The organism is Sphingomonas endophytica (assembly GCF_001476895.1).
GTDB lineage: Bacteria > Pseudomonadota > Alphaproteobacteria > Sphingomonadales > Sphingomonadaceae > Sphingomonas > Sphingomonas endophytica_A.
Window position 1 is genome coordinate 16,100 of sequence record NZ_LDTB01000058.1, and the last position, 19,709, is coordinate 35,808.

Annotated in this window: 22 protein-coding genes; 11 read left to right on the forward strand and 11 right to left on the reverse strand. The window is 67.8% G+C overall.

The window, feature by feature from the left end; translation table 11 throughout:
• Positions 1–23: 23 nt before the first annotated feature.
• Genes NS334_RS13320 through NS334_RS13330 form a run of 3 tightly spaced genes read left to right on the forward strand, consistent with a single transcriptional unit; the run spans position 24 to position 2,819 of the window.
• Positions 24–893 (forward strand): alpha/beta fold hydrolase, encoded by an 870-nt coding sequence (locus NS334_RS13320; protein WP_058756449.1) that lies wholly within the window; start codon positions 24–26, stop codon positions 891–893.
• Positions 894–939: 46 nt separating this feature from the next.
• The gene (locus NS334_RS13325) at positions 940–1,689 is read left to right on the forward strand and encodes an SDR family oxidoreductase (protein WP_058756478.1); all 750 of its coding nucleotides are present in this window, start codon (positions 940–942) and stop codon (positions 1,687–1,689) included.
• Positions 1,686–2,819 carry a glycosidase gene (locus tag NS334_RS13330; RefSeq protein ID WP_428835057.1) on the forward strand — a complete coding sequence of 378 codons (1,134 nt, stop codon included), beginning with the start codon at positions 1,686–1,688 and terminating at the stop codon, positions 2,817–2,819. Before NS334_RS13325 ends, NS334_RS13330 begins: the two co-directional genes overlap by 4 nt.
• Before the next feature lie 55 nt (positions 2,820–2,874).
• On the opposite strand, the gene NS334_RS13335 is transcribed toward NS334_RS13330, so the two are convergent.
• Positions 2,875–3,123 carry a hypothetical protein gene (locus NS334_RS13335; protein ID WP_058756451.1) on the reverse strand — a complete coding sequence of 83 codons (249 nt, stop codon included), beginning with the start codon at positions 3,121–3,123 and terminating at the stop codon, positions 2,875–2,877.
• Positions 3,124–3,234: 111 nt separating this feature from the next.
• Between NS334_RS13335 and NS334_RS13340 the strand changes: the two genes are divergently transcribed.
• The 3 genes from NS334_RS13340 to NS334_RS13350 all read left to right on the forward strand — a co-directional run bounded on the left by NS334_RS13340 (position 3,235) and on the right by NS334_RS13350 (position 6,244).
• On the forward strand, positions 3,235–4,344 hold the full coding sequence (locus tag NS334_RS13340) for a glycosyltransferase family 4 protein (protein WP_058756452.1): 1,110 nt from the start codon (positions 3,235–3,237) through the stop codon (positions 4,342–4,344).
• Between the two features lie 74 nt (positions 4,345–4,418).
• On the forward strand, positions 4,419–5,822 hold the full coding sequence (locus NS334_RS13345) for an NAD(P)H-dependent flavin oxidoreductase (RefSeq protein ID WP_058756479.1): 1,404 nt from the start codon (positions 4,419–4,421) through the stop codon (positions 5,820–5,822).
• A complete protein-coding gene (locus tag NS334_RS13350; RefSeq protein ID WP_058756453.1) occupies positions 5,822–6,244 on the forward strand; it encodes a hypothetical protein in 423 nt (140 codons plus the stop codon). The genes NS334_RS13345 and NS334_RS13350 overlap by 1 nt, the downstream gene beginning before the upstream one ends.
• 85 nt (positions 6,245–6,329) lie before the next feature.
• Here the strand turns inward: NS334_RS13350 and NS334_RS13355 are convergent, their stop codons facing one another.
• The 3 genes from NS334_RS13355 to NS334_RS13365 form a co-directional block, all read right to left on the reverse strand.
• Positions 6,330–6,644 (reverse strand): STY0301 family protein, encoded by a 315-nt coding sequence (locus NS334_RS13355; RefSeq protein ID WP_058756454.1) that lies wholly within the window; start codon positions 6,642–6,644, stop codon positions 6,330–6,332.
• 78 nt (positions 6,645–6,722) lie between these two features.
• The gene (locus NS334_RS13360) at positions 6,723–6,914 is read right to left on the reverse strand and encodes a hypothetical protein (protein ID WP_058756455.1); all 192 of its coding nucleotides are present in this window, start codon (positions 6,912–6,914) and stop codon (positions 6,723–6,725) included.
• Between the two features lie 92 nt (positions 6,915–7,006).
• The gene (locus NS334_RS13365) at positions 7,007–8,005 is read right to left on the reverse strand and encodes a 2-hydroxyacid dehydrogenase (RefSeq protein ID WP_058756456.1); all 999 of its coding nucleotides are present in this window, start codon (positions 8,003–8,005) and stop codon (positions 7,007–7,009) included.
• Positions 8,006–8,079: 74 nt separating this feature from the next.
• On the opposite strand from NS334_RS13365, the gene NS334_RS13370 reads away from it, so the two are divergent.
• From NS334_RS13370 to NS334_RS13385, 4 genes are read left to right on the forward strand one after another with little or no spacing between them, the layout of a single operon-like run.
• Positions 8,080–8,574 (forward strand): SH3 domain-containing protein, encoded by a 495-nt coding sequence (locus NS334_RS13370; protein WP_083500473.1) that lies wholly within the window; start codon positions 8,080–8,082, stop codon positions 8,572–8,574.
• Positions 8,571–9,416 carry a carboxylating nicotinate-nucleotide diphosphorylase gene (gene nadC, locus NS334_RS13375; protein ID WP_058756457.1) on the forward strand — a complete coding sequence of 282 codons (846 nt, stop codon included), beginning with the start codon at positions 8,571–8,573 and terminating at the stop codon, positions 9,414–9,416. Before NS334_RS13370 ends, nadC begins: the two co-directional genes overlap by 4 nt.
• 13 nt (positions 9,417–9,429) lie before the next feature.
• Complete coding sequence (locus NS334_RS13380) at positions 9,430–9,954, forward strand: hypothetical protein (protein ID WP_058756458.1); 525 nt, start codon at positions 9,430–9,432, stop codon at positions 9,952–9,954.
• 5 nt (positions 9,955–9,959) lie between these two features.
• Positions 9,960–10,667, forward strand: coding sequence for a ribonuclease T2 family protein (locus NS334_RS13385; protein WP_058756481.1), 708 nt, complete (start codon positions 9,960–9,962; stop codon positions 10,665–10,667).
• A 3-nt stretch (positions 10,668–10,670) separates the two neighbouring features.
• Here the strand turns inward: NS334_RS13385 and NS334_RS13390 are convergent, their stop codons facing one another.
• From NS334_RS13390 to NS334_RS13415, 6 genes are all read right to left on the reverse strand, one after another.
• Positions 10,671–11,849, reverse strand: coding sequence for a vWA domain-containing protein (locus NS334_RS13390; RefSeq protein WP_058756459.1), 1,179 nt, complete (start codon positions 11,847–11,849; stop codon positions 10,671–10,673).
• A gap of 4 nt (positions 11,850–11,853) precedes the next feature.
• A complete protein-coding gene (locus NS334_RS13395) occupies positions 11,854–12,705 on the reverse strand; it encodes an AAA family ATPase (protein WP_058756460.1) in 852 nt (283 codons plus the stop codon).
• Positions 12,706–12,777: 72 nt separating this feature from the next.
• Entirely contained in the window at positions 12,778–13,428 is a 651-nt protein-coding gene (locus tag NS334_RS13400) for a DUF6975 family protein (RefSeq protein ID WP_241491950.1), read from the reverse strand.
• 148 nt (positions 13,429–13,576) lie between these two features.
• Entirely contained in the window at positions 13,577–15,604 is a 2,028-nt protein-coding gene (rpoD, locus tag NS334_RS13405; RefSeq protein WP_058756462.1) for an RNA polymerase sigma factor RpoD, read from the reverse strand.
• Positions 15,604–17,499, reverse strand: coding sequence for a DNA primase (dnaG, locus tag NS334_RS13410; RefSeq protein WP_058756463.1), 1,896 nt, complete (start codon positions 17,497–17,499; stop codon positions 15,604–15,606). Before dnaG ends, rpoD begins: the two co-directional genes overlap by 1 nt.
• 252 nt (positions 17,500–17,751) lie before the next feature.
• Positions 17,752–18,204 (reverse strand): GatB/YqeY domain-containing protein, encoded by a 453-nt coding sequence (locus NS334_RS13415; RefSeq protein ID WP_058756464.1) that lies wholly within the window; start codon positions 18,202–18,204, stop codon positions 17,752–17,754.
• 95 nt (positions 18,205–18,299) lie between these two features.
• On the opposite strand from NS334_RS13415, the gene carA reads away from it, so the two are divergent.
• Complete coding sequence (carA, locus tag NS334_RS13420; RefSeq protein WP_058756465.1) at positions 18,300–19,487, forward strand: glutamine-hydrolyzing carbamoyl-phosphate synthase small subunit; 1,188 nt, start codon at positions 18,300–18,302, stop codon at positions 19,485–19,487.
• Here carA and NS334_RS18685 read toward each other — a convergent pair.
• The gene (locus tag NS334_RS18685; protein WP_193753100.1) at positions 19,484–19,708 is read right to left on the reverse strand and encodes a hypothetical protein; all 225 of its coding nucleotides are present in this window, start codon (positions 19,706–19,708) and stop codon (positions 19,484–19,486) included. The genes carA and NS334_RS18685 overlap by 4 nt on opposite strands.
• Position 19,709 lies beyond the last annotated feature (1 nt).

Consider the following 19,709-nt stretch of genomic DNA (forward strand, 5'->3'; position numbering starts at 1 on the left):
CTGGTCGACGGAAGGCGCAAGCGATGGCGGAATATCAGGACATCTATTGGTGGTCGGCGGATGGCCTGCGGCTCCATGCGCGCGATTACCCCGGTGCCGACGATGCGCCGCCGGTCATCTGCCTGCCGGGGCTGACGCGGAACGCGCGCGACTTCGCCGATCTGGCGCGCGCGCTCTCGCCCGGGCGGCGGGTGATCGCGGTCGAGTTTCGCGGGCGTGGCGACAGCGCCTATGCCAAGGACCCGATGACCTACGTCCCGCTCACGTACGCGCAGGACGTCGTCGCGCTGTTGACCGAGCAGAAGATCGCGCGGTTCGTCAGCATCGGCACCTCGCTGGGCGGGATCGTGACGATGTTGCTGGCGGGGATGGTGCCGGGGCGGATCGCGGGCGCGGTGCTGAACGACGTCGGCCCGGAGATCGAGGCGGCGGGGCTGGCGCGGATTCGCGGCTATGTCGGCAAGTCGAGCAACTTCCCGACGTGGATGCATGCCGCGCGCGGGGTGCAGGAGAACAATGCCGCCGCCTATCCCGACTGGACGATCGAGCAATGGCTGGCGATGGCCAAGCGGCTGTACCGGCTGAGTTCGTCGGGGCGGATCGTGCTGGATTACGACATGAAGATCGCCGAGCCGTTCCGCCTGCCCGGCGGCGAGGCGGGGCCGGACATGTGGCGCGCGCTGGCGGGGCTGGCCGCCGTGCCGGTGCTGGTGGTGCGTGGAGGCCTGAGCGATATCCTGTCGGCCTCGGTCGCGGAGCGGATGGTGGCCGCGCTGCCGGAGGGCGATCTGGTGACAGTGCCGCGTGTCGGGCACGCGCCGATGCTGGACGAGCCGGAGGTCCTGTCGTCGATCCGGCGGTTGCTGGCGCGGGTCGCGGAACCGGCGGCCTGACTGGATCGCTCATGGGCCTCGCACGAAACAGGTGAGGTCGACGATCATGAGCGATGCCCATACCCAGGTGCTGCCGCTGGCCGGACGGCGCGCGATCATCAGCGGCGGGACGACCGGCATCGGTCGCGCGATCGCGCGGTTGCTGGCGCAGGAGGGCGCGCGGGTCTTCATCGGCGGAACGGAGCAGGCGCATCTGGACGAGGCGCTCCGCGATATCCGCGCGGTCGGGGAGGGCGAGGGCGCGCTGTTCGACCTGTCGGAGCCCGATAATGTTGCGGCGTTCCTCAACGCGGGGCTTGCGGCGCTGGGCGGATATGACGTGGTGGTCGCCAATGCCGCAGAGGCCGCCGAGGGGCTGACCGAGATGGACGAGGCGGGCGTGCGCCACGCGATCGCGCTCAACTTCACGCACTATCTGTTAATGGCGCACCGGGCCGCTGCCGACATGGGGGCGGGGGGCGATATCGTGATGATCGGCTCGACCAGCGCCTATGCGCTGGGGCCGCATTCGACCGTCTATGCGGGGATCAAGCACGGGTTGCAGGGCTTCTCGATCGCGCTGCGGCGCGAACTGGGCAACAAGGATATCCGCGTGGCGCTGGTCGAGCCGGGGCTGACCGGATCGGACATGCAATTGCCCGACATCCAGCCCGACCAGCAGCGCGAGATGATCGAGGGCGGACAGATGCTGCGCGCCGAGGACATTGCGGTCGGCGTCCAGTATCTGCTGACGCAACCGCGCCGCACGGTGATCCAGCGGCTGACGATCAGCCCGCGCGTGCAGGAGGAGGAATGATGGCGGACTTCTCCTATGATGCGCTGGTCTTCACGCCGCATGACGTCGATCTGTCGCGCTCTCCGCTCGCCGGGCGGATCGATGCCGAGACCTATGTGCTGGGGGCGTTCAATCCGGGGATGACGCGGTTGCCCAATGGCAATCTGCTGATGATGGTGCGGGTTGCGGAGGCGCTGCGTCACCCGATCCGCGATCAGCAAATTCATGCGATCCGCTGGGACGAGGGCGAATACAAGCTGGACGCCTGGCCGCTGTCGCTGGTCGACACGTCCGATCCGCGCAAGTTCATGATGCGCGGCGGCGGGTGGAAGGTGATGGCGCTGACCTCGCTGTCATGGCTGCTGCCGGTCGAGCTGGATGCCGAGGGCAAGACGGTGGTGGCTGTCCATTACGACCGCGCGATCGCGCCGCGCACCAGCTACCAATGTTACGGTGTCGAGGATGCGCGGATCAGCCACGTCGACGGACGCTATTACATGACGACCTGTTCGGTCAGCCCGGAGCGACATTCGACCACGCTCTACACCAGCGACGATGCGCTCGACTGGACGCTGGAGGGGATCGTCCTCGATCACCAGAACAAGGACATGCTGATCTTCGAGGGGAAGGTCGCGGGCAAGTTCTGGGCGCAGACGCGGCCGCTGGGCGACCTGTATTTCGCCTATCCGCCTGAGGCGGAATGGCGCGCGGGGCCGTCGATCAATCTGGCGACCTCACCCGATGCGCTGCACTGGAAACCGTACGACCGGCCGGGCATCCGTCCGCATGCCAAGACGATGGCGACCGCGCGGATGGGCGGCGGCGCGCCGCCGGTACTGGCGGAGGTGCACGGACAGCAGGGATGGCTGTCGCTGTGGCATGGTGTGGAGCCGTCCGGGGTGGTGGGCATCTACCGCACTTACTGGACGCTCTTGGATCGCGACGATCCGTCGAAGGCGCTGGCCACGAGCGATACGCCGCTCCTCAATCCTTCGCCCGCGTTGTGCCGGCCGCTGGAGGAGTTGATGTACGTCAACGACGTGGTCTTTACGACCGGGATCGCCGACGGCGGCGCGCACTGGATCGTGGCGAGCGGCGAGGCCGATCTGGCGTGCCGGATCACACATATACCGAAGGCCGCGCTCGGTTGAACGCGTCCCTTTGGCGACAGGGCTGGTGTCGCGGGTGCGACACCAGCCGGCAACATCAGTTGCTGTCCGAATTGTTGTCGTCGACCGCGATGATCACGCCGCCAGCGACGACGGCCGCCGCCAGCACCAGGCCGACGATCGCGCCCGGGGCGGCAAGCTTGCTCTTGCCCTGCGTGGCGGTCGCGGCGCGCGCCGACTTGGCGACCGACAGCGACGCGGCGGGATTGGCGACCGGTGCCGCGAGCGCGGGGGCGGCGGAAAGGGTCATGGCGGCGGCGGCCGCGACGAACGAAGCGAGCTTCATGATAGGTTCTCCTGTTAGTCGGCGTGACTAACGGCGATCTGACGCCCGGGTTGCGTAAGGGAAAGCGGATATCGTGGTGCACGGCAGCATTTGAGGAGCTATGTGGCCGCTATGTCACAGCCGCTGTCGATCCTGCATGTCCTGCCCCGCTTCGCCCCCGAGGATGCGGACGGGTGGAGCCGGCGTGTGGTCCGGCTGATCGATGCCTTCGCGGCGCGCGCGCGGCACACGATCGCCGCCGAAGAACACGACCCGCTGCCCGCCGGCGTTCGCGCGACGATCGCGCAGGATCCGCCACCGCTGGCCGGTGGCGTGTCGGTCGCGCGTTACGAACGGATCGCGCGCGCGATGCGCGGCCATGACCTGGTGCTGAGCTATGGCGCCGGCGCGATCGATGCGGTGATGGCGCGGCGAGCGTTCGCGCGTGACACGCCGCCGATCATCCACCACGAGGATCCCTGCGCGGGCGAACCGCTCGGCGCGCGGCTGTATCGACGTATCGCGCTGCCTGCCGCCGCCGGGCTGGTCGTGACCGGCGACGCGGCGGCGCGGATCGCGGTCACGCGTTGGAAGGTGCCGGTGGCGCACGTCCAAGTGATCCCGGACGGCGTGGAGCTGTCCGGCCAGGGTGGCGGCCCGGACCCGAAGCTGATCGCGTCGTTCCGCCGCACCGCGCGCGAGACGGTGATCGGGATCGTCGCCGACCTGTCGGGGCGCGACAATGTCGCGCTGCTGGTGCGCGCGGTCGCTGGCCTTGCCGGGCGGTTCCGGCTGGTGGTGGTCGGCGACGGGCCGGCGCGTGCCGACATCGAGCGCGCCGCGCTGGCGATGGGGATCGACGACCGGCTGGTGCTGCCCGGCGCCGTGGCGCCGCCGTCGCGCTATCTGGGCGGGTTCGACCTGTTGTTGCTGCCGATGACGCTGGGCGCGCCGCCGATCGTGGTCGAGGCGATGGCGGCGGGGCTGCCGGTCGTCGCGCTGGACGGCAGCGCGGCGGCGGCGATGTTGTCGCCCGACAATCACGCCTGTCTGGCCGCGCATGCCGGCGAGGTGCAGGTGCGCGACGCGATCCAGGTGCTGGCGGTCGATGCGGCGCTGCGGGCCCGGATCGGTGCCGCCAATCGGTACCGCGCGGCCGCCGGGCATGACGCGGCGACGATGATCGAGCGCTCCGCGCGGCTGTACGCCGATGCCGCGGGGCGGCCGGGTTCGTTGGGTTGAGTCGCATTTTGGTCGCGTTGCGGCCCGATTGCTTTATATGAGGCCGTTCCATCATTCGTGTAGTGGGAAATGGCGTGTTCAAGGGGCTGAAGCCGATCGTGTACGCGGGCCGCGAAGTCTGGCCGCTGGTGGAAGGAGGCAAAGGGGTTGCCGCCACCAATCATGCATCGGCCGGCGCATGGGCCGCCGCCGGCGGGATCGGCACCGTGTCGGCGGTCAATGCCGACAGTTACGATCCCGACGGCAAGATCATTCCGCAGATCTATCGCGCGCTGACGCGACGTGACCGGCACGAGGAACTGATCGCCTATGCGATCGAGGGCGCGGTGCAGCAGGTGCAGCGCGCCTGGGAGATCGCGGGCGGCAAGGGCGCGATCAACATCAACGTCCTCTGGGAAATGGGCGGCGCGCCACGCGTGCTGCATGGCGTGCTGGAACGGACGCGCGGCATGGTGGCAGGCGTCACCTGCGGCGCGGGGATGCCGTACAAGCTGAGCGAGATCGCGGCGTCGTACAACGTCAACTATCTGCCGATCGTCAGTTCGGGCCGCGCGTTTCGCGCGCTATGGAAGCGCGCCTATTCCAAGGCGAGCGAGTGGCTGGCGGCGGTCGTGTACGAGGATCCGTGGCTGGCCGGCGGGCACAACGGCCTGTCGAACGCCGAAGACCCGCTGAAGCCCGAGGATCCGTATCCGCGCGTCAAGGCGCTGCGCGAGACGATGCGCGAGGGCGGCATACCGGACACGACGCCGATCGTGATGGCGGGCGGCGTCTGGTACTTGCGCGACTGGAACGAGTGGATCGACAATCCGGAACTGGGGCAGATCGCCTTTCAGTACGGCACGCGCCCGCTGCTGACGCAGGAAAGCCCGATCCCTGAGGAGTGGAAGGCGAAGCTGACGCAGATCGAGGAAGGCGAGGTGCTGCTGCATCGCTTCTCTCCGACCGGCTTCTATTCGTCGGCGGTGCGCAATCCGTTCCTGCGCGCGCTGGAGGCGCGGTCGGAGCGGCAGATCGCCTTTTCGAGGCAGGAAGCCGGCGATCATGTCTTCCAGCTCGACGTCGGCGTGAAGGGCAAGAACTTCTGGGTGACACGCGGCGACCTGCTGCGCGCGCGCGAATGGTTTGGCGCCGGTTTCACCGATGCGCTGAAGACGCCCGACAATACGTTGGTGTTCGTGACCCCGCAGGAAAAGGGCGAGATCCGCAAGGATCAGGCCGATTGCATGGGCTGCCTCAGCCAGTGCCTGTTCTCGAGTTGGGCGGATACCGAAACGAATTCGACCGGACGGCTGGCCGATCCGCGCAGCTTCTGCATCCAGAAGACGCTGCAGGACATCGCGCACGGCGGCGATACCGACGCCAACCTGATGTTCGCCGGCCATGCGGCGTACAACTTCAAGCGCGATCCGTTCTACTCGAACGGCTTCGTGCCGACCGTCAAGCAACTGGTCGATCGCATCCTGACCGGCGACTGATGCTGGGCGCCGCGCTGACGCAGGTCGCGGCGGCGCTGCGGCCGGCGCGGGATCCTTGGTGGGTGATCGGCAGCGCGGCGGTGCGCCTGCACGGCGCCGTGACGTCAGTAGCGGATATCGACCTGCTGGTCAGCGCGCGCGACGCGGCGATGGTGTTGGACGGGTGGCAGGGGACGGTGACGATCGGCGGCGCGAGCGATCGCTTCCGCTCCGCGCCATTCGCACGCCTTGAGGGTGGCGCGATGCCGGTCGAGGTGATGGGCGACCTAGAGGTGTTCCTGGGCGGTGGGTGGCGGGTGGTGCGTCCGGCGACGCGCGTCGCGCTGGGCGCCGTATACGTGCCGGAGCGCGTTGAGCTGGCGGCGATCCTGCGGTCGTTCGGGCGGGCGAAGGATTTGGATCGGGCGGACCTGCTCGATTAGAGTCGTTGCCGGTCAGGTCGAATGACGGTCATCGCCCCGATCCCGCCCTGCTGGATCGGACTCCAGGTGACCGGCGCCCGCGCCATCAAGCGCAGGCGAGGTGCCGGCGCGGCCCACGCCATGTCATGCGGCATAGGCGGACCGGGTGCGGCACGGCCAGCGTCACCGACGAACGCCCGGCATAGTCGCAGCGCAGGTGGAGCGTGCGCCCGTCGCGATATACGCCCTCGACCCGCCACGTCTGTACCGTGCCGCTCGTGTCGCGTCGCGTCGTGTCGGGGGCGAGAATGGCATTGTCCGACACAGCGCCGTCGAAGATCGCGACGCCTTGCAGCGGCGTGCCATCGTGGACCGCCGGGCAGGCCACCATTACCGCCGCTGCCGCCAACATCCCGATCATCCTTACTCCCCGACATGAAACGGCGCGCCACCCGTCGTCGGTGACGCGCCGTCGTGATAGTCGCGATGGTGTCGCGTGTCAGTCGACGACGGTGCCGACCACCGCGCCACCGACGCCGCCGACCGCCGCGCCCTTCTCGACACTGCCGCCCGTCGCAGCCGCGACGCCGGCGCCGCCCGCGCCGCCGATCGCCGCGCCGCGCAACGTCGAACACGCCGACATCGACACGGCGGCGGTGGCGAGCAGGGCGGACATTGCGATCTTTTTCATGATGTTGTTCCTGTGCTGAGGGATGCCGACCCAATGCCGGCCGCTCCCACAGGTTCCGCGCGGACATGTTTCGTCACGCAGCGGCGACAGCGTCAGGCCCAGCCCTCCAGCACTTGATCGGGCGGGCGATGCCCGTCGGCCCACATGCGGATATTGGCGATCACCTTCTCGCCCGATGCGACGCGCCCCTCCCATGTCGCCGATCCCATGTGCGGGGTCATCACGACATTGGAGAGTGCCAGCAGGCGCGGGTCGATCTCCGGTTCATGGCGCCACACGTCGAGACCGGCGCCGGCCAGCCGTCCGCCCTCCAGCGCATCGACCAGCGCGTCCTCGTCGAGGATGCCGCCACGACTGGCGTTGATGACGAACACATGCGCGCGCAGCAGGGCGATCCGCCGCGCGTCGATCAGGTCGCGGCTGTCGGCGTTCAGCGGCGTGTGGATCGTCAATATGTCGATCGCGCCGAGCATCTCGTCAAGATTCGGGTGCCAGGCGGCGTTGAGTTCCGCCTCCACGACCTTCGGCAGCCGGTGGCGATTGTGATAGTGGATCGATAGCCCGAAGGCGCGCGCGCGACGCGCCACCGCCTGACCGATTCGACCCATGCCGACGATTCCCAGCGCCTTGCCGCCGATGCGATAGCCGAGCATTCCGCCGGGGCTCCACCCCTTCCACTCGCCCGACCGGACGAGCTTCTCCCCCTCCGCCAGCCGGCGCGGCACCGACAGGATCAGCGCCATCGTCATGTCGGCGGTATCCTCGGTCAGGACGCCGGGGGTGTTGGTGACGATGATCCGCCGCGCGCGGGCCGCCTTCAGATCGATATGGTTCACGCCGGCGCCGAAATTGGCGATCAGCCGCAATCGATCGCCCGCGCCGTCGATCAACGCGGCGTCGATCACGTCGGTGACGGCGGGCACCAGCACGTCGCCCTCGGCCATCGCCGCGGCGAGGTGCGCGCGCGTCATCGGCGTATCGTCGGCATTGCCGCGCACGTCGAACAATTCGTGCAGCCGCCGCATCGTCACGTCGGGCAGCGCGCGCGTGACGATCACCTTCGGATGGGCGCAGCGTCGCGTATCGGCCATAATGGGGGATTGGCGGATGGCCGCGCGTGCGTCAACGGTTGATGCCACGGGCGAAGCGCGGCTAGAGGGCGGGGGTGAACAGGGGCAATTTCTCGATCGCGGCGGCGGCGGCCGGTCTGGCGCTGCTCGCCGCTCCGGTGGCGGAGGCGGCGACCGAGCAGCCGAAGCCGCCGTTCCTCGGCTCGATCGCGGCGTCGCGTGCGCGGATGCGCACCGGGCCGGGGCGCAACTTCCCGGCCAGCTGGATCTATGTCCGTGCCGACCTGCCGGTACGGGTGCTGGAGGCGTTTAAGGAATGGCGCCGGGTGGAGGATCCCGACGGCACGCAGGGCTGGATGCTCAACGCGCTGATCAGCACGCGGCGTACCGCGATCGTGCGCGGGACCGAGCCGGCCGAACTGCGCGACCGGCCGGGTGGCCCGACGATCGTGTGGCGGGCGCAGCCAGGCGTCGTGGGGCGTGTCAGCCGGTGCGGCAACGGTTGGTGCCGGTTCGATGTGAAGGGTCAGGCCGGGTTCGTGCAGACCGACCGGCTGTGGGGCGTCCAGCCCGACGAGCGGCTGCCATGACGTTCGTGCTGGACGGTTTCGATACCGACGCGTTCGTGACGGCGACGCTGGCGGAGGATCTGGGGGACGGCGGCGACGTGACATCGGCCGCGGTGATCCCGGAGACCGCGCGGTTCGTCGCGGTCATGGACAGCCGCGACGCGATCACCGTCTGCGGCCTCCCGCTGGCGGAGGCGTTCTTCCGCCACCTCGACCCGGCGGCGCAGGTCGAGACGCTGGTGGCGGATGGCGACCGCGTCGCCGCGGGCACGACGCTGATGCGGATTACGGGGCAGGCGCGGGCGCTGCTGACCGCGGAACGGTCCGCGCTCAATACCGTCCAGCATCTGTCCGGAATCGCCACGCTGACCGCCGCCTATGTCGATGCGATCGCGGGCAGCGGCGCGACCCTGCTGGATACGCGCAAGACGATCCCGGGACTGCGCCGGCTGGAGAAATATGCGACGCGGACCGGCGGTGCGAAGAACCATCGCATGGGATTGTGGGACGCGGCGATGATCAAGGACAATCACGTCGCGGTCGCGGGCGGGGTCGGGCCGGCAGCAGCGCTGGCCAAGGCGGCGGGCATAGCGACGATCATCGTCGAGGTCGACCGCATCGACCAGATCACACCGGCGCTGGCGGCCGGCGCGACCCACCTGCTGCTTGACAACATGGCGCCCGCAATACTTGGCGAGGCGGTGGCGATCGTCGCGGGGCGCGTCCCGACCGAGGCGTCCGGCGGCGTCACGCTGGAGACGATCGGCGCGATCGCGCGCACGGGCGTGGATTACGTCAGCGTCGGGCGCATCACCCAGTCCGCGCCGGCCGCCGACATCGGGCTGGATTTCGCCAGCATATGACCGGAGCGGTGGCATGAACGGATCGCGTAAGCGCAAGAAGTCGGGAGCGCCCGCGGCCGCCAAGGGGGGCATCGCGGCGCAGGTTCGCACCTTCTTCGCGGCTGGCACGCGGCCCCCGTCGATCGTGCGGTTCGAGCGGCTGTACCTCGCCTCGTTCCTGGTCGGGCTGATCGGCTGGGCGGTGAGCTGGCAGGGCACGGCGGACCGGCTGGCGGTGAATGCCACGACGGCGCCGTTCGGATGGTTGCTGCCCGCGGCCCTTCTGGTCAGCAGCGCGATTACGCTGGGGCTGTGGTATCTGGTCGCCCGCCGCGCCAGCCTGGCCGCCAAATGGGCGGTGACGGTGCTGACCGGACTGGCGACGCTGCGCTTTCTGGTCAACGTGACCGTGGTTCTGCGCGGATCGGTGCCGGTCCTCGCGCTGTTGCTGTCGCTGATCATTCTTACACTGGGGATCGTCGCGACGATCCAATTGTTTCGGCCGGATGCGCAATCGTGGTTCGGCGAGGCCGTTGCGCTGGACGGAGAGGATCGATGACCAAGATGCTGACGTTGGCGATGAGCGCGCTGGCGCTGGTCATGCCGGCTACGGCGATGGCGCAGGCGCTGTCCTGCGCGATCCCGGCGACGATTCCGCGCCCGCATCCCGAGCTGCCCTCTGCCAGCCAGCCCGTGCGCCGCCTGCCGATCGGCAGCTATACGCTGGCGATCAGCTGGAGCCCCGAATTCTGCCGCACGCGCGGCGACAGCGGGTCGGCGCGCTTCCAATGCGGATCGGACAATCGCTTCGGCTTCGTGCTGCACGGACTGTGGCCGGATGGCGTGGGCAAGGACTGGCCGCAATATTGCCGTGCGACGCCGCTGCTGTCGCGGCGGGTGATCCGCCGCAACCTGTGTTCGACCCCCTCGGCGCAATTGTTGCAGCACGAATGGTCGAAGCACGGTACCTGCATGGCCGGCTACACGCCGGACCGCTATTTCGCGCGATCGACCGCGATGTTCCGCGCGCTGCGCTTCCCCGACATGGCGCGGCTGTCACGGTCGCCGCTGACGGCGGGGACGCTGGCGCAGGCGATCGCGGCGGCAAATCCCGGGCTGCGCGCCGACATGATGCGCGTCACGGGCACGCGAGCCGGCGCGCTGGACGAAGTGTGGCTCTGCACCGACAAGCGCTTCCGCTACGCCCGTTGCCCCGCGCACCAGGGCGGGCTGGACGCGGCCGCGCGGATCACGATCGCCCCGCCGCGCTGACGATCAGCGCTTGCGCGTCAGTTCGCGCATCGCGGCATCGATCCCGTCGAGCGTCAGCGGATACATGCGGTCGCCCATCAACTCGCGCATCATCGCGATGGAGGCCGTGTAGCCCCATTGCACGACGGGCAGCGGGTTGAGCCAGGCCGCCGCCGGATAGGTGGCGGTCAGGCGGCGCATCCACACCGCGCCGGCTTCCTCGTTCATATGTTCGACCGATCCGCCGGCATGGCTGATCTCATAGGGGCTCATCGCGGCATCGCCGACCAGCAGCAGCTTATAGTCGTGGCCATAGCGGTGGAGCACGTCCCATAACGGCGTCCGCTCCTGAAACCGGCGACGATTGTCCTTCCACACGCCCTCATAGGGGCAATTGTGGAAGTAGAAGAATTCTTGGTTGCGGAATTCGGCGGTCGCGGCGGAGAACAGTTCCTCGCACAGCCGGATATGCGGATCCATCGACCCGCCGACATCGAGAAACAGCAACAGCTTGACGGCATTGCGCCGCTCCGGCCGCATCGCGACGTCGAGCCAGCCGCGCCGCGCCGTGCCGGCGATCGTCGCATCGACATCCAGCTCGTCCGCCGCGCCCTCGCGCGCGAAGCGACGCAGGCGGCGCAGCGCGACCTTGATGTTGCGCGTGCCCAGTTCACGGCTGTTGTCGAGATCGCGGAAGACGCGCTGGTCCCAGACCTTCACCGCGCGGCGATGCACGGACTCGCCGCCGATCCGCACACCCTCCGGATTGTAGCCGCTGTTGCCGAACGGGCTGGTGCCGCCGGTACCGATCCACTTCGATCCGCCCTGATGCCGGCCGTGCTGCTCCTCCAGTCGTTGCCGGAGCGTGTCCATCAGCGCGTCCCACGATCCGGGCGTTTCGACCGTCGCCATTTCCTCCGGGGTCAGGTAACGTTGCGCGACCGCCTTCAGCCATTCCTCCGGGATCGCCGCGCGCCCATCCTCGAAGGAGGTTTCCAGCCCCTTGAACACCTGTGCGAACACCTGATCGAAGCGATCGAACAGCGCCTCGTCCTTGATGTAGATCGCGCGAGACAGATGGTAGAATTGCTCCGGCGTCCGGTCGATCACCTCGGCGCGGAGCGCGTCGAGCAGGATGAGATGCTCCTTCATCCCCACGGGGATGCCGGCGGCGCGCAACGCGTCGAGGAAGGCGAGGAACATGCGCTCAGGCGCGCGGGCCGCGCCGCGCCATGAACGCCAGCCGCTCGAACAGCATCACGTCCTGCTCGTTCTTCAGCAGCGCACCGTGCAGGGGCGGAATCGCCTTGGTCGGGTCGCGGTTCTGCAACACCTCCGGCGGCATGTCCTCGTGCAGCAGCAGCTTCAGCCAGTCGAGCAGTTCGCTGGTCGAGGGCTTCTTCTTGAGGCCTGGCACCTCGCGCACCTCGTAGAAGATGTCCATGGCACGGTTTACCAGCAGCTTCTGGATGCCGGGGAAGTGAACGTCGACGATCGCCTGCATCGTCTCACGATCCGGAAAGCGGATATAATGGAAGAAGCAGCGGCGCAGGAACGCGTCGGGCAGTTCCTTTTCGTTGTTGGAAGTGATGACGACGATCGGGCGCTGTTCGGCGCGCACCGTCTCGCCGGTTTCGTAGACGTGGAATTCCATCCGATCGAGCTCCTGGAGCAGATCGTTGGGGAATTCGATATCGGCCTTGTCGATCTCGTCGATCAGCAGCACTGGCGACCGCGCGCGGGTGAAGGCGTCCCACAATTTGCCGCGCCGGATGTAATTGGCGATGTCGTGAACGCGCGGATCGCCGAGCTGACCGTCGCGCAGCCGCGCGACGGCGTCATATTCATACAGCCCCTGCTGCGCCTTGGTCGTCGATTTGACGTTCCACTCGATCAGCTCGGTGCCGGCGGCGCGGGCGATCTGATGCGCCAGGACCGTCTTTCCGGTGCCCGGTTCGCCCTTCACCAGCAACGGACGGCGCAAGGTGACGGCGGCGTTGACCGCGACTTTCAGGTCGTCGGTCGCGACATAATCCTGCGTGCCCTCGAACCGCTGCATTCCGCCATCCACCCGTTATCGAATACCGGGTACGGATAGCGGCGGCGATGGCCGCGAGGCAAGCGTCGTGCGTCAGCCGGCGCGGGCCGCGGCGCGCGCCTCCAGCAACTGCCACAGCCCGCGATGCTGGGCCAGCATCTGCTGCGCGCCGAACGCCATCGCGCGTTCGACAGATGGCGTCGCGACGATCGCGCGAAGCACCGCGATCGCCTCCGTCGCCGCTTCCGAAAATGGCGCGTCGGCGGGCAGCGCCATGCGCGCCGCGCAGCCGTCCAGCACGCCGCGCACGGCGGCCCAGTCGAGCACGAATGCCAACGCGGTGCCCGCCGCGCAGCCGGCGCGATCGGACTGCGCCAGCATCTCCAGCGCGTGCCGCTGTCCCAGGATCGCGGCCTGCGACGCGGCCTGGCCGGGGGTGGAGGGCAGGGGGCCGGCGGCGGCGGTCAGGCGGACCAGCAATGCGCGCTCCGCGCTCATCGTGGTGGCGGCCTGCTCCAGCCAGTCGCGGGCGCCCGGATCGAGCGTGCCGGTGCAGGCGCGGTCCACGATGCCCGGAAACGCGCCGTGGATCACGCAGAGCGCATGAACCGCATCGGCAATGTCGCGCAGCGACGCGGACGATTGCATCAAGGCGCGGGCGTGCGGCGCGGCGGCGGTGCCATCGGTCCCGACCATGCGCAAGATCGTCTCGGCGCACGTGGCCGAGCGTTTGTCCAATGCCATGGTCACGCTCATGTCCTCCGATTTGACCGCAAGTCGCGGCCCGGCGGCCGTCGATGAGCAGGACGGTAGCGACAGGTGCGTAAAGGGGTGGTTTACGGCGGCAGTTTTTACGCGACCGGCGGCAGAAAGCTGCCGGTCGCGACAGCGCTTACTGGTCCAGGAAGCTGCGCATCTTGCGGCTGCGCGAGGGATGCTTCAGCTTCCGCAAGGCCTTCGCCTCGATCTGGCGGATGCGTTCGCGCGTGACGCTGAACTGCTGTCCGACCTCTTCCAGCGTGTGATCGGTGTTCATCCCGATTCCGAAGCGCATCCGCAGCACGCGTTCCTCACGCGGGGTCAGGCTGGCGAGAACCCGGGTGACGGTTTCCTTCAGGTTCGCCTGGATCGCGGCGTCGACGGGGATCACCGCATTCTTGTCCTCGATGAAATCGCCGAGGTGCGAATCCTCCTCGTCGCCGATCGGCGTTTCGAGGCTGATCGGCTCCTTGGCGATCTTCATCACCTTGCGAACCTTCTCCAGCGGCATGGAGAGGCGCTCGGCCATCTCCTCCGGGGTCGGCTCGCGGCCCTGCTCGTGCAGGAACTGGCGGCTGGTGCGGACCAGCTTGTTGATCGTCTCGATCATGTGCACCGGGATGCGGATCGTGCGCGCCTGATCCGCGATCGAGCGCGTGATCGCCTGACGGATCCACCAGGTCGCATAGGTCGAGAACTTGTAGCCGCGGCGATACTCGAACTTGTCGACCGCCTTCATCAGGCCGATGTTGCCCTCCTGGATCAGATCCAGGAACTGCAGGCCGCGGTTCGTGTACTTCTTCGCGATCGAGATCACGAGGCGCAGGTTCGCCTCGACCATCTCCTTCTTCGCGATGCGCGCCTCGCGCTCCGCCTTCTGCACCATGTTGACGATGCGGCGGAACTCGCTGAGCGCCATGCCGGTCTGCTGCGAGATCTCGCTGATCTCGGTGCGGATGCGATCGACCGCCGCGACCTCGTTGGTCGCGAACGCCGTCCACTTCTTGTCGAGGCCGTTGACCGAGGCAAGGAAGCCCTCGTCCAGCTCATGCCCCATGTAGCGGTCGAGGAAGTCCTTGCGGTTCACCTTGTGGCGCTCGGCCAGGCGCAGCATCTGCCCGCCCAGCGTGGTCAGCCGGCGGTTGTAGCTGTAGAGCTGGTCGACCAGATATTCGATCTTGCTCTGGTGGAACTGGACGCTCTCGACCTCGGCGGTGAGATCTTCGCGCAGCTTCTGATACTTGCGCTCGTCCGCCGCCGACAATTCGACGCCATTGCCCATCGCCTCCAGCCGGCTCTCCTGCATCTTGGAGAACTTGCGATAGATGGCGGTGATGTTGGCGAACTTCTCCAGCGCCTGCGGCTTGAGCGTCTCCTCCATCTGCGCGAGGCTGAGGGTATTGTCCTCTTCCTCGTCGTCGGACGGACGCGGCGCGCGACGCTCGGTCATGTCGTCGTCGTCGTCGGCCGAAACCTCTTCGGGCTCGTCCTCTTCCTTGAACTGCGGCCCGGCGTTCGACGCGCTGATCTCGCCGCTGTCGTCCTCGGCGCCCTCGACCTGCTCGGCGGACGGGCCCTTGGACAGCATCGCGTCGAGATCGACGATCTCACGCAGCTGCATCGTGCCTTCGTTCAGCGCGGTCGACCAGTCGATGATCGCGTTGAAGGTGATCGGGCTTTCGCACAGCCCCAGGATCATCGTGTCGCGGCCGGCCTCGATCCGCTTGGCGATCGCGATCTCGCCCTCGCGCGACAGCAGCTCCACGGCCCCCATCTCGCGCAGGTACATGCGGACCGGATCGTCGGTGCGATCGACGGTTTCCTTCTTCTTCTCGATCGCGGGCGCGGCGCCATCGGCTTCCCCGTCGACGGCCTCCGCCTCATCGTCGTCGGCGCGCTCCTCGCCCTCGCCGTCCTCGCCCTGTTCCTCGTTCTCGACGATATTCACGCCCATTTCGTTGAGCGCGGACATCACATCCTCGAGCTGGTCGGACGACATCTGGTCCTGCGGCAGCGCCTCGTTCAGCTGATCGTAGGTGATGTACCCGCGCTTCTTGGCGCGCGCGATCAGCTTCTTGATGTTCGCGTCGTTCAGGTCGATCAGCGGGGCATCGGCCACTTCCGCGCCTTCGTCACCACCGCCACCGTTCATTTTCGCCATCAATCGTCCTCGGGTCCAAGCGCGCGGGCGTCTTCGTTTGCCTGCACCAGATTTGCAAGCCGCTCGTCCAGCGCCCGCTGTTCGTTCACTAACGCCACCTGCCGTTCAAACGCCTCGGCGGTGAAATGCGACTGCATCGCGGAGGTCGCCTCCGCGAGCGCCGCATCCACCTCCGGCCGCGCGACCAGCACCGCGATCGCCTCGTCAAGGTCGGCGCGCGCCTGCTGCTCGTCGCCGCCGGCGCGGGTGAACGAATAGGGCATCGTATCGGCTCTCAGAAGATCATGCGCGACCGCCTCGAAACCGGACCGTGCCAATATGGTGACAAGCCGCCCGCTATCAAGCGCTCCGTCGCGCCGATCCTCCAGCGCGACGTCCACGACCGCCTCGAACAATCGCCCGAGCGCGCCGTCCGCCATCTTCAGGCTGCCCAGAACCTCCATGTGCCGCGCGATTTCCGCCGGGTGGCGGATCAGTCCGGCGAGTACCGCCTTCGCCAGTACGCGGTCGATGTTGCCGGCGGCGTGGACCTTCTTGGCGTCATCGGTAACGGGGGGTGGGGGCGGGGCCCATTTCTGACCGGGCTTGCGCTGTCCCATCGGGTAGAACGGTTGCCGCTGCTGGAACGGCTGCCGCTGGCGCGCGAAGCGTTCGTCGAAACGGTTGCGGAACTCGGCCTTGTATTCGGCCTTCACCGACGGATCGGCGATCGTCTCGGCCAGGTCGGTGAGCCGCTTCTTCAATCCCGCGCGCTGCTCGGGCGTATCGAGCGGTTCGGCGGCGAGTTCGTGCTTCCACAACCGGTCGACCAGCGGCTCCGCCTCGCGGACTAGCGCCTCGAACGCGGTCGCGCCCTTCGCGCGGATCAGGTCGTCGGGATCCTGCCCCTCGGGCAAGGTCGCGAAGGCGAGGCTGCGGCCCGGCGCCAGCATCGGCAGCGCGCGGTGGGCGGCGCGGATCGATGCCTTCTGCCCGGCGCCGTCGCCATCAAAGCAAAGCATCGGCACGTCGACCACCCGCCAAAGCCGCTCCAACTGCTGCTCGGTCAGCGCGGTGCCGAGCGGAGCGACCGTCTCGCCGATCCCGCCCTGCGCCAGTGCGATCGCATCCATATAGCCCTCGACCACGAACAGCCGCTCGGTCTTGCGCGCGGCGGGCGCGGCGCGATCGAGATTGTAGAGCGTGCGGCCCTTGTCGAAGAGCGGGGTGTCAGGGGAGTTCAGATATTTCGGCTCGCCCTCGCCGATGATCCGTCCGCCGAACGCGATCACGCGCCCGCGCGGGTCGCGGATCGGGATCATCAACCGGCCACGGAAGCGGTCATATGGTTCCTTGCCTTCGACCTGGATCAGCAACCCGGCCTCGACCAGCATCGCGTCGCCGAAATCCCTGAGCGCCGTCCGCAGCTTGCCGCGCGCATCGGGGGCATAGCCGAAGCCGAACGTACGCCGCGTCGCCTCGTTGATCCCGCGCCGTTCGAGCAACGCCCGCGCCTCCGCGCCGTCGATCCCGCCCAGTTGCTGCGTGAACCAGTCGGCGGCGGCCTGCATCACGTCGTGGAGCGACTTGGCCTTCTCGGCGCGCTGCGCGGCGCGGGCGTCCGGCGCGGGCATTTCCATCCCGGCGGCTGCGGCGAGTTCCTTCACCGCGTCCATGAAGGGCAGACCCTGGTGATCGGTCAGCCAGCGAATCGCGTCGCCATGCGCCGAACAGCCGAAGCAGTGATAGAAGCCCTTGTCGTCGTTGACGTAGAAGCTGGGGGTCTTTTCGTTGTGGAAAGGGCAGCAACCCTTCGACTCGCGACCGGCACGCGTCAGCTTTACCGTCCTGCCGACGAGCGCGGTCAGCGAGGTGCGGGCGCGCAATTCGTCGAGGAAGGCGGGGGTCAAACTCACCTTCGCATTATACCGGGCCTTATGGCCGATCCGCCGTGAGTCGGCAATGATTGTTCATTTTTGTTCCGAGCGGGCGTGGATTTTTGATTCGCGCAGAGGCGCGGAGGCGCAGAGAGGTTCCGCCGCGCGCCAGCGCACCTCCCATAGCGACCGTCCGGCTGAGTGAGCCGCCAAGGCGGCTCGGCGCAGCGCGGCACGCGCACCTTCTCTGCGCCTCCGCGCCTCTGCGCGAACAAATCTTATTCTAGACCTTTACGCCAGCGCCGCTTTCACCAACCCGCTTGCCTTGCTCATGTCGAGGGTCGTCGCATGGCGCGCCTTCAGCTCGGCCATCACCCGGCCCATGTCCTTCATGCCCGACGCACCGAGATCGGCCTTGATCGCCTCGATCGCCGCACGCGTCTCCTCCTCGCTCATCTGCGCCGGCAGAAAGCGCTCGATCACCGCGACCTCGGCCGCCTCCGCCGCCGCCAGTTCGGCGCGGCCGCCCTGTTCGTACATCGCGATCGATTCGCGGCGCTGCTTCACCATCTTCTGCAGCACCTCGATCACCAGCGCGTCGTCGTCCGTCGGCGCGCTGCCGGTGCGGGCCTCGATGTCGCGGTTCTTGATCGCCGCCTGAATCAGACTGATAGTCCCGCGCGCTTCCTTGTCGCCCGCCTTCATCGCCGCGATCTGCGCTGCCTTGATGTCGTCGCGAATCATCTGATCGTCCTTAACCGATTGACGCGTCCCTTCCGCGTCTCTAGCGGGCGGGGCTTAGCGACATTGCCGACCCAAACAAGGAGTGCCCGCCGATCATGGCCGAGCCTGAGTTTCCGCACGCGTCCAAACCGGAAGGCGCCACCGGCGTCCTCGTCCTGGCCAATGGCGAGGTGGCGTGGGGCCGTGGCTTCGGTGCGGAAGGCGCTGCCGTAGGGGAAGTGTGCTTCCACACCGCCATGACCGGCTATCAGGAGATCATGACCGATCCGTCGTTCGCGGGGCAGATCATCACCTTCACCTTCCCGCATATCGGCAATGTCGGGGCGAACCCCGACGACGTCGAGGCGGACAATCCCCACGCATTGGGCATGATCGTCCGCGAGGATCCGACCGCGCCGTCGAACTTCCGCGCGATGGAGAATCTCGACGGCTGGATGAAGCGCCACACGCGCATCGGGCTGGCCGGGATCGACACCCGCGCGCTGACGCGGCGCATCCGCTCGGGCGGCGCGCCCAACGGTGTGGTGGCGCATTCGTCGAGCGGTGACTTCGACCTCGACGCGCTGCTGAAGATGGCGCGCGGCTGGCCGGGGCTGGAGGGCATGGACCTCGCCAAGGACGTGACGCGCGAGACGCACGGCACGTGGGCGGGCGGCATCTGGCGGCTGGGCTTTGGCTACGACGCCGGTGACGAGGGCGAGCGGCCGCATGTCGTCGCGATCGACTATGGCAGCAAGTTCAACATCTTCCGCAACCTCGTTCAGGCGGGTGCGAAGGTGTCGGTAGTCCCCGCGACCGCGACCTTCGACGAGATCATGGCGTTGCACCCGGACGGCATCTTCCTGTCGAACGGCCCCGGCGACCCCGCCGCGACCGGCGACTATGCGGTGCCGGTGATCCGCCAGTTGCTGGAGACGGGCAAGCCGCTGTTCGGCATCTGCCTCGGCCATCAATTGCTCGCGCTGGCGGTGGGTGCGCGCACCACCAAGATGTTCCAGGGCCATCGCGGCGCGAACCACCCGGTCAAGCGCGTGGCCGATGGCGCGGTCGAGATCACCAGCATGAACCACGGCTTCGCGGTCGAACGGGACTCGCTCCCCGCCAACGCACGCGAGACGCATGTGTCGCTGTTCGACGGGTCGAACGCGGGGCTGGAACTCACCGATCGCCCGGCGTTCTCGGTCCAGTATCACCCCGAGGCGAGTCCGGGGCCGCAGGATAGCTTCTATCTGTTCGAGCGGTTTGTGGCGCTGCTTGGCAAGCACGCCGTGAGTAACGGTTAATGGCCGTCATCCGACAGTTTGAGGTTGGCTCGCAAGACCGGCAGCAGTGGCAGGAAGAGAGCGTGGAGGGAGAAGTAATCCCTCTGCGCCTTCACGGCGAGCTGTTCCTCCAGCTTTATAGTCTTGGGTCGTCCAGCCGCGTTAGCAAGGGGCAGAGAAGTCAGAATCTGCGCTTGAGCAAAGACGCTTTTGAACAACTGGTCGAAATCGGCCGCAAGCACT